Source organism: Streptosporangium minutum (assembly GCF_002149035.1).
Classification (GTDB): Bacteria; Actinomycetota; Actinomycetes; order Streptosporangiales; family Streptosporangiaceae; genus Streptosporangium; species Streptosporangium minutum.
On sequence record NZ_NGFP01000085.1, the window covers coordinates 19,058 to 33,249 of the forward strand.

Annotated in this window: 13 protein-coding genes; 7 read left to right on the plus strand and 6 right to left on the minus strand. The window is 73.2% G+C overall.

Annotated elements, in window-relative coordinates; genetic code table 11:
* Positions 1 to 212: 212 nt before the first annotated feature.
* On the minus strand, positions 213 to 626 hold the full coding sequence (locus CA984_RS19445; RefSeq protein WP_086574386.1) for a VOC family protein: 414 nt from the start codon (positions 624 to 626) through the stop codon (positions 213 to 215).
* A 136-nt stretch (positions 627 to 762) separates the two neighbouring features.
* Between CA984_RS19445 and CA984_RS19450 the strand changes: the two genes are divergently transcribed.
* From CA984_RS19450 to recD2, 4 genes are all read left to right on the plus strand, one after another.
* Positions 763 to 1,653 carry a sigma-70 family RNA polymerase sigma factor gene (locus tag CA984_RS19450; RefSeq protein ID WP_086574388.1) on the plus strand — a complete coding sequence of 297 codons (891 nt, stop codon included), beginning with the start codon at positions 763 to 765 and terminating at the stop codon, positions 1,651 to 1,653.
* The gene (locus CA984_RS19455) at positions 1,650 to 2,159 is read left to right on the plus strand and encodes a VOC family protein (protein ID WP_086574390.1); all 510 of its coding nucleotides are present in this window, start codon (positions 1,650 to 1,652) and stop codon (positions 2,157 to 2,159) included. The genes CA984_RS19450 and CA984_RS19455 overlap by 4 nt, the downstream gene beginning before the upstream one ends.
* A 310-nt stretch (positions 2,160 to 2,469) precedes the next feature.
* Positions 2,470 to 3,147, plus strand: a complete 678-nt coding sequence (locus CA984_RS19460) for a hypothetical protein (protein WP_086574392.1) — start codon at positions 2,470 to 2,472, stop codon at positions 3,145 to 3,147.
* 333 nt (positions 3,148 to 3,480) lie between these two features.
* The gene (recD2, locus tag CA984_RS19465) at positions 3,481 to 5,697 is read left to right on the plus strand and encodes an SF1B family DNA helicase RecD2 (protein WP_207620940.1); all 2,217 of its coding nucleotides are present in this window, start codon (positions 3,481 to 3,483) and stop codon (positions 5,695 to 5,697) included.
* Here recD2 and CA984_RS19470 read toward each other — a convergent pair.
* Positions 5,672 to 6,433, minus strand: coding sequence for an ArsR/SmtB family transcription factor (locus tag CA984_RS19470; protein WP_086574394.1), 762 nt, complete (start codon positions 6,431 to 6,433; stop codon positions 5,672 to 5,674). The two genes, recD2 and CA984_RS19470, sit on opposite strands and share 26 nt — an antisense overlap.
* Positions 6,434 to 6,498: 65 nt before the next feature.
* On the opposite strand from CA984_RS19470, the gene CA984_RS47240 reads away from it, so the two are divergent.
* Positions 6,499 to 7,344: a cytochrome P450 gene (locus CA984_RS47240; protein WP_086574396.1), complete on the plus strand. Its 846-nt coding sequence runs from the start codon at positions 6,499 to 6,501 to the stop codon at positions 7,342 to 7,344.
* Positions 7,341 to 8,135: an isocitrate lyase/PEP mutase family protein gene (locus tag CA984_RS47245; RefSeq protein WP_086574398.1), complete on the plus strand. Its 795-nt coding sequence runs from the start codon at positions 7,341 to 7,343 to the stop codon at positions 8,133 to 8,135. The genes CA984_RS47240 and CA984_RS47245 overlap by 4 nt, the downstream gene beginning before the upstream one ends.
* A gap of 135 nt (positions 8,136 to 8,270) precedes the next feature.
* Here CA984_RS47245 and CA984_RS19485 read toward each other — a convergent pair whose 3' ends face one another.
* The 3 genes from CA984_RS19485 to CA984_RS19495 are packed head-to-tail and all read right to left on the minus strand — an operon-like array spanning position 8,271 to position 11,311.
* Positions 8,271 to 8,600 (minus strand): STAS domain-containing protein, encoded by a 330-nt coding sequence (locus CA984_RS19485; RefSeq protein ID WP_086574400.1) that lies wholly within the window; start codon positions 8,598 to 8,600, stop codon positions 8,271 to 8,273.
* A gap of 6 nt (positions 8,601 to 8,606) precedes the next feature.
* The gene (locus CA984_RS19490; protein WP_086574402.1) at positions 8,607 to 9,662 is read right to left on the minus strand and encodes a cobalamin B12-binding domain-containing protein; all 1,056 of its coding nucleotides are present in this window, start codon (positions 9,660 to 9,662) and stop codon (positions 8,607 to 8,609) included.
* Complete coding sequence (locus CA984_RS19495) at positions 9,659 to 11,311, minus strand: PP2C family protein-serine/threonine phosphatase (protein WP_086574404.1); 1,653 nt, start codon at positions 11,309 to 11,311, stop codon at positions 9,659 to 9,661. Before CA984_RS19495 ends, CA984_RS19490 begins: the two co-directional genes overlap by 4 nt.
* Before the next feature lie 412 nt (positions 11,312 to 11,723).
* On the opposite strand from CA984_RS19495, the gene CA984_RS19500 reads away from it, so the two are divergent.
* Positions 11,724 to 12,896 (plus strand): L,D-transpeptidase, encoded by a 1,173-nt coding sequence (locus CA984_RS19500; protein ID WP_086574406.1) that lies wholly within the window; start codon positions 11,724 to 11,726, stop codon positions 12,894 to 12,896.
* A gap of 242 nt (positions 12,897 to 13,138) precedes the next feature.
* On the opposite strand, the gene CA984_RS19505 is transcribed toward CA984_RS19500, so the two are convergent.
* The gene (locus CA984_RS19505) at positions 13,139 to 14,101 is read right to left on the minus strand and encodes a radical SAM protein (RefSeq protein WP_086574408.1); all 963 of its coding nucleotides are present in this window, start codon (positions 14,099 to 14,101) and stop codon (positions 13,139 to 13,141) included.
* Positions 14,102 to 14,192 lie beyond the last annotated feature (91 nt).

Sequence of the window (14,192 nt, forward strand, 5' to 3'; positions counted from 1 at the left end):
TCAAGCACCGCGCCCGGTCGTGGACGAGCGCGGCACGCGCCCGGCCGTCCCGGGCCCTCGCCTCCTTGAGCGAGGAGCCCGGGCCGGCCGAGCGCGCCGGGTGTGGCGTGTCCGGCCGGCCCCGCGTGAGGCCTACGGGTCAGGAGGCGTAGGCGGTGACTCTCCACAGACAGCCGTCCGGACCCACACTCGCCGCAGGCTTTCCCCGCCGGCTACTCCGCGTAGGGCTGCTCCGTTGCCTGGGCGCTGTAGCCCAGACTCCAGATGTAGCCGTCCGGGTCGGCGAAGGTGCCGCCGTACCCGCCCCACGGCAGGGCGCCGGCGGGCTTGAGGATCGTGGCGCCGGCCTTCTCGGCCTCCGCGATGATCTCCTCGACCCGCGCCTCGCTGCGGACGACGTAGGTGAGGACCAGTCCGCTGAAGCCGCTGCCCTCCGGGCCCGTGCCCACCTGGCCGGCCAGGCCTTCGCGGCCGTAGAAGCCGACGGGCGAGGCGCCGTCGGACTCGAAGAACACCGAGATGCCGTAGTCGTCCTTGACCTTCCAGCCGAGCCCCTCGGTGTAGAACCGCTTGGCCCGCTCCATGTCCCGGACGCCGAGGAGGATCGAGCTCACGTGCGCTTTCATGTCTGTCTCCCAAGTGCTTCAGATGTGTGTGCCGCCTGAACCGGCAGGCCGGGCATCCGGGCCGGGCCCGGATGTCACATCGGCGCGGGTTCGCCGGTCAATCGATATGACAGGCCCGGATGGAGGAATGTGACAGATGGTTGAGCAGGACTGGCTGAGCGAGCGGTTCGCCGAGCACCAGGGCCGCTTGCGGGCGGTGGCCTACCGGATGCTCGGCTCACCCGGCGAGGCCGAGGACGCAGTGCAGGAGGCGTGGCTGCGGGTCAGCCGCGCCGACACCGGCCAGGTGGAGAATCCGGCCGGGTGGCTGACCACGGTCGTCGCCCGGGTCTGCCTGAACATGCTCGAGGCACGCCGGACCCGGCGTGAGGAGTCGGCCGGGGCGCTGCCGCCCGAGCCGGCCGCGCCGCACCCGGGCATCCGCCCAGCCGGCCAGGCCGACCCCGAGGACGAGGCGCTGCTGGCCGATTCGGTCGGTGTCGCGCTGATGGTGGTGCTGGACACGCTGACTCCCGCCGAACGGCTCGCGTTCGTCCTGCACGACGTCTTCGCCGTCTCCTTCGGCGAGATCGGCGCCATCATGGACCGCTCCCCGGTGGCGGCCCGGCAACTGGCCAGCCGGGCCCGGCGCCGGGTGCGGGGAGCGGCCGGGGCATCCGACGCCGCGCGATCGGCGAAGCGGGAAATCGTCGCCGCCTTCCTGGCCGCCTCCCGGAGCGGGGACTTCGCCGCCCTGCTCGAACTGCTCGATCCGGACGCCATGGCCGTCGAGGTCCGCGGCGCCCACGCGGTGGCGGCTTTCTTCGCCGGGCGAGCCCAGGCCGCCCGGCTCGCTCTGGTCGACGGCGTCCCGGCGGCCGTCTGGTCGCACCGCGGCCGGCCGAAGGCCGTCTTCACCTTCACCTTCACCGTCAGCGGCGAGAAGATCACCCGCATCGCCGTCGACACCGACCCCGACCGGCTCCGCGACCTCGACATCGTCTTTCTCGGCGCCAACAGCAACGCCGACGACAAGGAGCGGCGATGAGCCGTACCCCCCGACCGGCCCGCAGCGCGAGCGGAACGAATCTCACGCTGTCGTCTTGCACTCTCGCCGTCCACGACGTCGACGAGGCGCTCGCCTTCTACCGTGACGTGCTCGGCTTCGAGATACGCGATGACATCGAATCCGAGGGGATGCGGTGGGTGCGCATCGGCCCGCCGTCGCAGCCGGACGTGCGGATCTCACTCCGGTCGCCCGGCGCGGCCCCGGGCGCCTCGCCGGCCGACCGGCGGATGATCGAGGACCTGACGGCCAAGGGCCTGCTGGGCCGTCTTGTCTTCGTGACCGGCAACTGCGACGCCACCTTCGAGCACATCGAGGCAGCGGGCGCCGAAGTGATGCAAGAACCGATCGACCGGCCCGACGGCGTCCGCGACTGCGCCTTCCTCGACCCCTCCGGCAACATGCTGCGGTTCACCCAGCCGCGGCAGGCGGTCCCGGCACCCGCGCTGCGGCAGGCACACGCCGCGAGGTGCCGCCAGGCGCCCTGAACGCGGCTGGGCCGCGACCGGTGCCGGCAATCTCCCGCGACACACCGCGGCAGAACCCAACCGCACAGACACTTACCGCTTAACCTGCAGAAATAGGATCACGCGGAGGTCAATCGATATACCGCTCCGTCGGCCTTCCACCGTCAAGTGGCCGCACGCGATGAGCGCACCACCTGACACGGTCGGTCTGCCACGCACCGCCCGGGACGACGCTTCCGGCGCGGGACGCCCCCCTGTGGCGATTCACCCGGCAGATTTCACAGGTCAATCGGCTCGGGCCTCCGGCGAGGTCCGCGAGGAGGGCAGTCTGGTGCGTAAGCGCTATCCCATCGTGACGAGCACGGGCGTGCTGTGCCTGGCACTGGCCACCGCCTGCGCGGGCGGCGGCTCGATCAACCTGGCCAAGGCCCCCACCGCGAGCCCGGGCACCGCGACCGGCGGGGCCGGCGACGTGCCCAAGGGATTCGAACAGGTCGGCAGCCCCGCCAACGGGCTGTCGGTGGCCGTCCCCGGCCCCTGGGTCGCGCTCGACCTGACCAAGAACGACCTCGAACAGGGCCTCAAGCGCAGCGGCCTGTCGGGCAAGGCGCTGGAGCAGGCCAAGGAGGACCTGCAGCCGCTGGTGACCAACAAGGCCGTCTGGGCCTTCGACCCCAAGTCACGCCAGAGCTCGCCGAACAAGTTCACCACCAACCTCAACGGCTACTGCCAGTCCAGCGGAAACATCTCCGCCGACCAGCTGATCGGCGCGGCCACCAAGGACCTGGAGCAGGTCAAGGCCAAGGTCACCGAGGCCACCAAGGTCACCGTCGGCGGCGTCGAGGCGGCCAAGCTGGTCTACACCTTCCCCGCCGGCGGCATGGAGATCAAAGGCACCCAGTTCTACCTGCCCGGCTCGGGCCGGACCTGCACCGTCACGCTCAGCACCGACCAGAACGGCAAGCAGCGGCTGTTCGACCGGATCGGCCAGACGATCCGCCTGCGGTGAGGCGGCCCGGGCAGTCGGCCGGCGGATGAGGCAGGGGACGAGGCAGGGAGCGCGGCAGGCGGGCCCCCGGGACGGCGCCCACCCGCTCTTGCGCGGTGCGGGTGCGGGTGCGGCCCAGCGGAAGGCCGCCCGGGGAGGCGGCGGCCGCGTTCCCGGCGGCAGGGGAGGGAGGAGGGGGAGAGGGACCTCAGCTCCGACCGGCGAGCCGTGTTTCGCGAAGTGTCGGTATGTGCGCGTATCGTCCGCGAGACGGCCGAAACCCCGCCAACTGATCAGCGGCCGCCCGCCACTGCTCTACCCTGGCCCGGGAAGGCTAGGAGAGAGGTTTTTTCCGTGAACCCTGGATCGGGTGGTCCCCCTGGCGCGTCCATCGAGGCCGTCCTCGAACGCATCACCTACGCCAACGAGGAGACCGGCTACACCATCGCCAGGGTGGCCACCGAACGCTCGGGCAGCGATCTGCTGACCGTGGTCGGGCCGCTGCTGGGCGCCCAGCCCGGCGAGTCGCTGCGGCTGACCGGGCGCTGGACCTCCCACCCCAAGTACGGCAAGCAGTTCGAGGTGTGGTCCTACGCCACCGTGCTGCCCGCCACCGTCCAGGGCATCCAGCGCTACCTCGGCTCCGGGCTGATCAAGGGCATCGGGCCGAAGATGGCCGAACGGATCGTCGACCACTTCGGCGCCGACACCCTGCAGATCATCGAGACCGCCCCCGAACGGCTGGTCGAGGTCCCCGGCCTCGGCCCCAAGCGGACCAAGATGATCGGCGTCGCCTGGGAGGAGCAGAAGATCATCAAAGAGGTGATGATCTTCCTTCAGGGGGTCGGCGTGTCGACCTCCATCGCGGTGCGGATCTTCAAACAGTACGGCGACGCCTCCATCACGGTCGTCAAGAGCGAGCCCTACCGGCTGGCCGACGACGTGTGGGGCATCGGCTTCAAGACCGCCGACACCATCGCCCAGGCCGTCGGCATCCCGCACGACAGCCCCGAACGGGTCAAGGCGGGCCTGCGCTACACCCTGTCGCAGGCGGCCGACGACGGCCACTGCTACCTGCCGGCCCCCAACCTCGTCGCCGACGCGGTGAAGATCCTGCAGGTCCCGGCCGAACTGACCGTCCGCTGCCTGGAGGAGCTGGTCGCCGAGGAGGGCGTGGTCCGCGAGGAGGTCCCCGCCGGCGACAGCCTCGTGCCCGCGGTCTACCTGGTCCCCTTCCACCGCGCCGAGCTGTCGCTGGCCGGCTCCCTGCGCGCCCTGCTGACCTCCGGCCACGACCGGCTGGGCGTCTTCGGATCGGTGGACTGGCAGGTGGCGCTGCAATGGCTGCACAAGCAGACCGACGCCGAGCTCGCCCCCGAGCAGGCCCACGCCGTACGGCTGGCGTTGTGCGAGAAGGTCGCGGTGCTGACCGGCGGGCCCGGCTGCGGCAAGAGCTTCACCGTGCGCTCCATCGTCACCCTCGCACGAGCCAAGAAGGCCAAGGTCATCTTGGCCGCACCCACCGGCCGGGCCGCCAAGAGGCTCGCGGAGCTGACCGGCCACGAGGCCACCACCGTGCACCGGCTGCTGCAGCTGCGCCCCGGCGGGGAGGCCACCTTCGACCGCGACAACCCCCTGGACGCCGACCTGGTCGTGGTCGACGAGGCCTCGATGCTGGACCTGCTGCTGGCCAACAAGCTGGTCAAGGCCATCGCGCCGGGCACGCACCTGCTGTTCGTGGGGGATGTGGACCAGCTGCCCTCGGTCGGCGCGGGCGAGGTGCTGCGGGACCTGCTGGCCGCCGAGGAGGAGATCCCCCGGGTGCGCCTGACCCACATCTTCCGCCAGGCCCAGGAGTCGGGCGTGGTCGTCAACGCCCACCGCGTCAACACCGGCCTGCCCCCGGCGCTGGAGGGCATGGGCGACTTCTTCCTGTTCCCCTGCGAGGAGCCCGAGGAGATCGCGGCGCTGACCGTGGACGTGGTGGCCAACCGGATCCCCCGCAAGTTCGGCCTCAACCCGCGCCGGGACGTGCAGGTGCTGGCGCCGATGCACCGCGGCGCGGCCGGAGCGGGCAACCTCAACAACGCGCTGCAGGAGGCGCTGACCCCCTCCCGGGAGGGCATGCCCGAGCGCCGCTACGGCGGCCGCGTCTACCGCGTCGGCGACAAGGTGACCCAGCTGCGCAACAACTACGACAAGGGCGCGGCGGGGGTGTTCAACGGGACCGTGGGCGTCGTGGTCGACATCAAACCCGACGACCACAAGCTGACCGTGCTGACCGATGAGGACGAGAACGTCGAATACGCCTTCGACGAGCTGGACGAGCTGGCGCACGCCTACGCGGTGTCCATCCACCGCTCCCAGGGCAGCGAGTACCCGGCCGTGGTCATCCCGCTGGCCACCAGCGCGTGGATGATGCTGCAGCGCAACCTGCTCTACACCGCGATCACCCGGGCCAAGAAACTCGTCGTCATCGTCGGCTCACGCCGGGCGCTGGCGCAGGCGGTGCGCACCCGCGGCGCCGGACGGCGTCACACCAGCCTCACCCACCGGCTGCGCTCGCCCTGAGCTCACCGGCGATCCCATCGGCGAGGTCGCCGGTGGGGTCGCGCAGGCCCAGCAGCGCGCTCAGGGCCTGCCGGCCGGTCCCGGTCAGGCGCAGCGCGCGCCCGGACCCGATCCGGCTGACCCACCGGCGTTCCAGTGCGGTCGCGCACAGCACGGCCCCGGCGGTCCCGGCCAGGTGATGGCGGCGTTCGGTCCAGTCCAGGCAGGGCCGGGCCAGGGGGCGCCTGCCGCCGGACGCCGGCAGGACCGCCCCCAGCTCCGCCGCGAACCACGCCAGCCCGTCGTCGCTGAGGGCGAAGCCGGCGTCCTGGCGCAGCAGCCCCCGCGTGGTGAGCGCGTCGGTGATCGCCACCCCGAGCCGGCCGGCCAGATGGTCGTAGCAGGTGCGCGCCGCCGCCATCGCCCTGGCCGCGCTCGCCGCGCGCAGCGTCGGCGGCCCGGCGGCGGCCCCGGCGCGCTCGGCGTGAGCCGTCATGTCCTCGATGAGCTGGGCCACCTGCGGCCCGGCGAGCCGCACATACCGGTGGCGTCCCTGCCGTTCCTCGGCCAGCAGCCCTCCCCGCACCAGGTGCGACAGGTGCTCACTGGCCGTGGAGGCCGCCACCCCGGCGTGCCTGGCCAGCTCCCCGGCGGTCCAGGCACGCCCGTCCAGCAGGGCCAGGCAGAACCGCGCACGGGTGGCGTCGGCCAGCAGCCCGGCCAGCGTGGCCAGCGAGATCGGCGTCGTGGATGTCATCGTTCCATCATGGCCTGCGCACACTTCGGCGGGCGCCGAAACCTCCCGCGCCTACCGTGAGGGCCATGACCTCACCACCGCTGATCCTCAGCCGCCACCACGAGGTGCGCGCGGCCCTGGCCGACCCCGCTCTCACCGTCGTGGCGGCCCCCCGGCCGCCCTTCGCCCTGACGGTCGCCTGGCTGCGCGGCGCGGTCGGCCGTTTCGCCGACGGCGCCCCGCACGCCGCACGCCGGGCCGCGGCGGTACAGGTGCTGGCCGGGCTGGATACGCGGGCGCTGCGCGCCGAGGCCTTCACCCGGGCCTCGCACCGCCAGGCCGGGGCGCCGCCGGTCGAGCTGGTCCCGATCGAGGTGCTGGCCGTCGCGCTCGGGGTCGACGCCTCCGAGGCCGGCCAGGCGGCGCGGGCGGTCGCGGCGATCGCCCCGTCCTACCTGCCCGCCCCGTCCGGGCGCCCCGGCGAGGACACGGCGCCGGCCGATGCCGCTGTGGCACGGCTGTCGCGGCTGCTGGGCGACCCGGACCCCGAGCGGCTGGCCGTACTGGCCGGGCTGCTGGCCCAGGCATGCGAGGCGACGGCCGCTCTGATCCGCAACGCGCTGGCGGCCGACGCCCCCCGCTGCCCGGTGGAGGATCTGCTGGCCGAGACGCTGCGCCACGACCCGCCGGTCCGGGTGCTGCGCCGCGGCGCGGCACGGCCGGGACCCGCCGGCGCCGCCGCCGCCGAGGTGACGGTGCTGCTCGACCTGGCCGCCGCCAACCGCGACCCGCTCATCTTCGACGACCCCGGCCGTTTCCGGCCCGGCCGCCCCCAGGAGCATCTGACCTTCGGGGCGGGCCCGCGTCCCTGCCCCGGGCAGGAGGTCGCGCTGGCCCTGGCGGCCGGTGTGGTCGAGGCGGTACGGCGATGACGTTCGAGCGGTTCAGGGCGCTGCACCACGGCCCGCAGCCGTTGCTGCTGCCCAACGCCTGGGATCACGCCTCGGCGGCGGCGCTGGCGGCGGCCGGGTTCGCGGCGGTGGGGACCACGAGCCTGGGGGTGGCCGCCGCCGCGGGCCTGCCGGACGCCGAGCAGGCCACCCGGGCCCAGACGGTGAGCCTGGCGCGCGGGATCGCGACGCTGGGCGTGCCGGTCACCGTGGACATCGAAGGGGGTTTCGGCGGCCCGCCCGCCCAGGTGGCCGAACTGGCCGCGCAACTGGCGGCCGCGGGGGTGGCGGGCGTCAACATCGAAGACGGCCGCGGCCAGGGACTGGCGGAGACGGCCGAGCAGGTGGCGCTGATCGGCGCGATCAAGCAGCGGGCGCCTCGGCTGTTCGTCAACGCGCGCACCGACCCGTTCTGGCTGCGCGCCCCCGACGCCCTGGCCACGGCCGTCCACCGCGTCAAGGCCTACGCCGACGCGGGGGCCGACGGGGTCTTCGTGCCGGGAGCCACCGGGGAGCGGCAGGTGCAGGCACTGGTCGCCGCGGCCCCGGTGCCGCTGAACGTGCTCATCCAGGCCGAGGTGCCGGTGTCGAAGCTGGCGGCGCTGGGCGTGGCCCGCATCAGCTACGGCTCCCTGCTGTTCCGGGCCGCGCTGCGGGCGGCCGTCACCACGGCGCTTCAGGTGGCCGACGGCGCCCCGGTCCCCGGCGACCTGCCCTCCTACGAGCAGGTCCAGCGGCTGTGGCACCGGCCGGCGGGAGCCGACCCGGCCTGAGCCGCACCCTGGGATCCCCGCCGCCGGCCGCGGCCCCGCACGACGGTACGGCACCGCGACCGGCGGGAACCCCAGGCGTGCCCGGCCACCACCCCGGCCGCGGCCGCCTGATCGGCGCACGAGCGCCGCGCGCCGCTAGACGGGCGGCAGCTCGAAGACCTGGTCCAGGGCGGTCACCTTGAACAGGTGCCGCAGGTAGGGGGTCAGGGCGATGATCCGCATGGCGGACTCACGGGTGCGGGCGGTGTTGTAGACGTTGATCAGGGCCGCCACACCGGAGGAGTCGACGAAGTCCAGACCGGACAGATCCAGCTCCAGCAGGCGCAGGTCAGGCGAGAACAGCTCCTGCACCAGCGTGAAGAGCTCGGCGGCCGTGTCGTAGTCCAGGTCACCGGTGAGCACCAGGCGGGTGGTGCCCTCAGCGGTGCTCTGCACCTCGGTACGGAGCGGGGTCTTCTCGAGCATCTGTCGTCAGGTCTCCAAATCGGCGCCGCGGTCGTGAGCCGCCTCGATCCCCCGGACCAGCATGTGGCGGGCACGGGGGAAGTCTCGCAGCTCATCACGGAAAATACGCAATCCCACCGCCAATGCCCTCGCCGGGACCCCGCGCGCCTGCAGCACGCCGCGGGTCCAGGTGACGAAGCCGGTGAAGACCTCGACGTCGTCGACGTAGAGGGCGGCGGCCAGGAAGTCGAGAATGTGACCGAGATCCTCGGCGGTGGCGTCGAGCTGGTGGGCGGTGTAGGCGGCCATCGGCGGGTAGGCCCCGGCCAGGGCGGCCATCGCACCGGTGAGCAGCTCACCGCGGCGGCGCGTCAGATGGGTGTACTCCTCATCGGCCAGGTGGGCCGGCGCCTGCGACGGCGTGGCGAAGGACGGCAGCCCGCCCGCCAGACGGTCGGCGGCGGCGTCGGCGGTGGGAGCCCACGCGTCGGCGCCCAGCAGCCGGGCGAAGCGGCCGTCGGCGCCGAACCCGGGGCCGCCGGCCAGGACCGGCACGCCGACGGCCTGGCAGGCGGTGAGCGTGGCGTGCGCCCGGGGCAGCCGGGTGGCCAGGGCGCAGCCCAGCGCGACCGCGTCGGGCCCGCTCTGGTGCAGGTGGGTGATCAGGTGCGGGCCGGGCACGTTGGCGCCCAGGAAGTCGACCCGCCAGCCGCGCAGGCGCAGCACCTCGGCCAGCAGCCGGGTGGGCAGCGCGTGGTACTCGCCGTCGGTGCAGGCGACGGTGACGCGGCCCAGGGTCGGCTCGGGCCGGACACGGGTGGCGATCGCGGCGACGGCGCGCTCGCTGACGGCCGTGGCCCCGTGCTCGCGGGCGACCGACCAGCGGTTGGCCGCCCACAGCTCGCCGACGCGCCGCTGGGCGGGCGCGATGAGCTCCAGCAGCAGGCGCTCGGCGGGCACGCCGTCGGCCAGCAGGCCGACCACCAGGTCGACGGCGCCGAACTCGTCGGCCCGGCCGATGCACCGCAGGTAGTCCTCTCCGGCGGCGAGCAGGTCGCCGGCCAGCAGCCCGGTGCCGCTCATCGGGCGGCCCTGGCCTGTACGGCGAGCAGCACCCGGTCGTCCTGGACGTCGCCGCCCAGCCATTCGGTGCTGATCTGCTCCAGCCGTTCCACCGCCGCCGAAGCCGGCATGCCCGCGCAGGTGGACAGGGCCTGCATCAGCCGCTGCCCGCCGTACATCTGCCGGCCGGTGGGGCCGCCGACGGCCTCGGTGATGCCGTCGCTGTAGAGCAGGCACAACTCGCCGGGGGCCAGATCGACGGTGACCGGGGTCATGACGGTCTCCTGCAGCGCGCCGAGCAGGGAGCCCCCGGCGGTGACCTCCTGCACGGTGCCGTCCCGGCGCAGGACGAGCGGCGGGGGATGCCCGGCGACGGCCAGGTCCAGCAGCACGTGGCCCTGCTGCCCGGTCCGCAGCGCGCCCAGGACCAGGGTGACGAAAGGGTTGGGGGAGGGGGAGGCCAGCAGGGAGCGGTTGAGCAGCGACGTCAGCCGCTCGGGGCGCCTTTCCAGCAGCAGCAGCGTGCGCAGGGACTGGCGGACCTGCCCGGCCAGGACGGCGGCGCGCGCCCCCTTGCCGCAGACGTCGCCCAGGACCACCAGCGGCTCGCCCGCGGCGCCGGGGCCGGGCAGGTAGAGGTCGTAGAAGTCGCCGCCGATCAGCCCGGCCTGCTGGGCCGAACGCAGTGAGCCGGCCAGCTCCAGCCCGGCCAGGGCGGGCAGGGCGGGCGGCAGCAGGTCACTGGTCAAGATCGCGTTGGTGGCGCTCTGCTCCTGGTACAGGGCGGCGGCCGAGATCGCCGCGCCCGCGCGGGCGGCGAAGACCCGCACCAGGACCTCGTCCTCCTCCTCGAAGGCCGGGCCGCCCTCACGGCGGGCGAGCACCAGCGCCCCGGCCGGGACGCCGTTGCCGGGCAGCGGGGTGACGAGCAGGTGGCCGGCCTGGCCGAACCCGTCGGGCAGCAGCCATCGGGGGGCCTGGCCGGGATCCAGCCACCGGCTGGGCACCGGCGGGAAACCCGCCAGCGCCTCGGCCAGGCCGGGCACCTGCGCGGTGGAGGCCGCGGTGACCGCACCCTCCTGCAGGCTGTGCTGCCCGGCGACCGAGCGCAGCCAGCCCGCCTGGCGGCGCCCGGTGGGCGGCAGCACGACCATGGCGGCGTCGGCCAGGAAGGAGACGGCGAGCTCGACCGCGGTGCGGGCGCAGCGGCGGGTGTTGAGCGAGGCCGACAGCCGCCGGCCGGCCTCCACCAGGAACTCGGTGCGCCGGCGCTCGGCCAGCAGCGCGTCGGTCCTGGCCGACTCGGCGGTGACGTCGCGCAGGTACCAGGCGTGGTGGGCGACGCCGAAGGCCTCCCGGCGCACCCGCAGGCGCAGGTGGCCGCGGCCGACCTCCCTGCTGTCGCCCTCGGGGTGGTCGTGGCCGAACAGCGCCGCAGCGCGGCCCGAGGCCGCGGGGCGTCCGGGCAGGATCTCCGGCGCCATCCGCGCCGCCGCGGCGTTGACCATGACGACGACACCGTCGGTGTCGCAGAGCACCACGCCCTCGCTGCAGGCCTCCACGATGGCGCGCAGCAGTTCCTCTCCCGGCCCCGCAGGGGGCGGCTCGTCTGCCACGTGAGTGCTCTGCCGCATGCGATCGGTGCCGCCGGCGGGCCGTGTCGTGGTCATCACCCAGGCCTTCCGTCTCGAATCGGTCACATCGGCTGCGAGCCGATCACGTCAGCCTAGCTGCCCTGTCGGAGGGCACGGCGGACCCGTCACAGCCGGAGCGGGGCGCTCACGCACCCCGCCTGTGCCCCGCCGCGGCGCTTTGATGCGCGCGGCCGACGACAACCGCCGAGCCGCCCCGACGCGGGGCATCGGCGCAGTTGGGGCCGTAGTGGCCACGCCGGACGCCCCGGCCTGGCCACCATGCTCTCCCTTGACTCCCGGTTGGCATGTTATTGACTCTACGAAGTGACCTAAATGTGACTCAACTCTCCCGAACCAGGTGTACTCATCGCGCATCTCCTATTAGGGTCTTTAAACGCAGTTTGCTGTAGTGGGGGAGAAAGTTGTGCTAAATGTGGAGCGCCGAGGCATGAGGGCGCCACTGGCGGGGCTGGCGGTAGCGGCAGCGGCCGTACTGGTCACCTCCTGCTCCAGCGGGTCGCCCTCGACGGCCCCCGCCGCCGACGGCGGCAACACCGATGTGAAGACCACCCCGGCCGCACCGGTCATAAAGATCAGCCCAGCGGAGGGCAGCGCGACCGTACGCCCGGACAAACGCGTCGTCGTCACCGCGGCCAACGGCTCACTCGAGCAGGTCACCGTGGAGAGCGGCGGCAAGGCACTGCCGGGCGCCTTCGACGCCAACCGCACCAAATGGGTCTCCAAGGCCCCGTTGAAGCCCTCCAGCAAATACACCGTCTCGGCGCGCGCGGTGGGCGGCACGACCGCCAGCAGCTCCTTCAAGACGCTCAAGCCCAAGGTCGAGCTGGCAGTGGCCGACGTGACCCCGGCACTGAAGGGGGAGAAGGTCGGCGTGGGGGCGCCGATCATCGTCACCTTCAACCAGCCGGTCACCCAGAAGGCCGCCGTCGAGCAGGCCCTGGAGGTGGAGTCGGAGAAGCCCTCCCAGGGCGCCTGGCGATGGATCAACGACACCACGGTGATCTACCGCACCGCCAAGTTCTGGCAGCCCCACCAGAAGGTGACCTTCACCGCCCGCCTCAACGGCGTTCAGGGCGGCAAGGACATGTACGGGGTCGAGGACTTCACCAAGAGCATCCGGATCGGCGCGGCCCAGATCGCCACCATCGACACCCGCAAACACAAGATGATCGTCAAACGGGACGGCAAGGTCGTGCAGACCATGCTCATCAGCGCCGGCAACGCCAGCACCCGCGAGTACACCACCACCAGCGGCGTGCACCTGGCGATGGGCAAGGCCAACCCCGAGCGGATGATCTCACCCGGCCGCAAGAAGGGCGACCCGGGCTACTACGACCTGATGATCAACCACGCGGTGCGCTTCTCCAACAGCGGCGAATACGTCCACGCGCTCAACAACGTCTGGGCCCAGGGCCGCCAGAACGTCAGCCACGGCTGCATCAACTCCCGCCCCGACCAGGCCAGATGGTTCTACAACCAGGTCCAGCGCGGCGACGTGATCACCATCACCGGCACCAACCGGGAGATGGAGTGGAACAACGGCTGGGGTTTCTGGCAGATGCCGTTCAAGCAGTGGAAGAAGGGCAGCGCCCTGGCCTGACGGCGACAGCGGGGGAGCGCCCGCCGGCTGCCCCGGCCCGAGGGGGCGCGCTCCCTCGACGGCGCCCCCCTTTCGGGCTCCGCCGGGCGGACTCGCCGACCATGCCGCCCACCCGACACCCACACGGGGCGGGCCCGATACGGGCCCGCCCCGCGGCATGTCCGGCTCTGCCCGGCCCGCGGCGGAGCAGGCCGCGCGGACCGGCGGATCCGCCCGCCGCCTCCGCCCCGCTCTCAGAGCTCTCAGATGAGGGTGAGCTGCCGGTGGGAGGGCAGAGCCAACGGCAGCGGCTGCTCGGGACGGGTCGGGCTCATGCCGTAACGGGCGGCCAGCTGCAGCACCTGAACGGTGACGCCCCGCACATAGGCGGGATCGGCCTCCGGCCCCTTGCCGTACAGCTCCCCGTAACGGGCGGCCAGCCCGGGATGGTGATCACCCAGCCAGGACAGGTACCACTCCCGCGCGCCGGGCGGCAGGCGCAGCACATGCGGAGTGAGACTGACGGCCCCGGCGTCGGCGGCACGGCGCACGGTGGCGGCCAGCTGGTCAGGGGAGTCGGTCAGCAGCGGCAGGATGGGCGCCATCGCCACCCCGCACGGCACACCCCGCTCATTGAGCTCGGCCACCAGCTCCAGGCGCTTTTGCGCGCTCGGCGCGCCGGGCTCCACGGTACGGCGGATCTGGTCGTCGACGAAGGCGATCGAGATCACCGCACCCGCCCCCGGGGAGGCGGCCAGCAGATCGGCGTCACGCAGGATCAGCGTGCTCTTGGTGTGCACGGTGAACGGCGCCCCGGCCTCGCGCAGGGCGGCCACCACGCCGGGCATCAGCCGGTAGATCTCCTCGGCGCCCTGATAGCAGTCGCCCGCCGCACCCACGGTAACCGGCTCGCCGTCCCACCTGGCCGCCAGGTCGGCGCGCAGCCGCCGCACGATGTTGGTGCGCACCACGATCTGGGAGTCGAAACCGGCGCCGGCGTCCAGCCCCAGATAGCGGTGGGCACGTCGTACCGCGCAGTAGCGGCAGGCCTGGGCACACCCCCGGTAGGGGCTGACCGTCCAGCCGCCGGCGGTGCGCTCCAATCCACTGCGGGCCTGCACCTCATAGCAGGTCAGCGCGCCGTGAACCCGGGTCACCGAGGTGCGCTCGATCCGCGGCCGGGGCCCGGGCGGTCCGGCGAGCAGCGCAGGCGCGTCCCATCGCATGCCGATCAGTGGAACACGTTTTCGACACCGCCCGCAAGTGGAAGCGCGACGGCACCGCCCGGCGACCCGCCCGGCGGCCGCTCACCGCCCC

Excerpts from the sequence above, each read along its gene's own strand:
- CA984_RS19445 (WP_086574386.1), bottom strand. The coding sequence starts at position 626 with ATGAAAGCGCACGTGAGCTCGATCCTCCTCGGCGTCCGGGACATGGAG.
- CA984_RS19450 (WP_086574388.1), top strand. The coding sequence starts at position 763 with ATGGTTGAGCAGGACTGGCTGAGCGAGCGGTTCGCCGAGCACCAGGGC.
- CA984_RS19455 (WP_086574390.1), top strand. The coding sequence starts at position 1,650 with ATGAGCCGTACCCCCCGACCGGCCCGCAGCGCGAGCGGAACGAATCTC.
- CA984_RS19470 (WP_086574394.1), bottom strand. The coding sequence starts at position 6,433 with ATGACATCCACGACGCCGATCTCGCTGGCCACGCTGGCCGGGCTGCTG.
- CA984_RS47240 (WP_086574396.1), top strand. The coding sequence starts at position 6,499 with ATGACCTCACCACCGCTGATCCTCAGCCGCCACCACGAGGTGCGCGCG.
- CA984_RS47245 (WP_086574398.1), top strand. The coding sequence starts at position 7,341 with ATGACGTTCGAGCGGTTCAGGGCGCTGCACCACGGCCCGCAGCCGTTG.
- CA984_RS19485 (WP_086574400.1), bottom strand. The coding sequence starts at position 8,600 with ATGCTCGAGAAGACCCCGCTCCGTACCGAGGTGCAGAGCACCGCTGAG.
- CA984_RS19490 (WP_086574402.1), bottom strand. The coding sequence starts at position 9,662 with ATGAGCGGCACCGGGCTGCTGGCCGGCGACCTGCTCGCCGCCGGAGAG.
- CA984_RS19495 (WP_086574404.1), bottom strand. The coding sequence starts at position 11,311 with ATGACCACGACACGGCCCGCCGGCGGCACCGATCGCATGCGGCAGAGC.
- CA984_RS19500 (WP_086574406.1), top strand. The coding sequence starts at position 11,724 with ATGAGGGCGCCACTGGCGGGGCTGGCGGTAGCGGCAGCGGCCGTACTG.
- CA984_RS19505 (WP_086574408.1), bottom strand. The coding sequence starts at position 14,101 with ATGCGATGGGACGCGCCTGCGCTGCTCGCCGGACCGCCCGGGCCCCGG.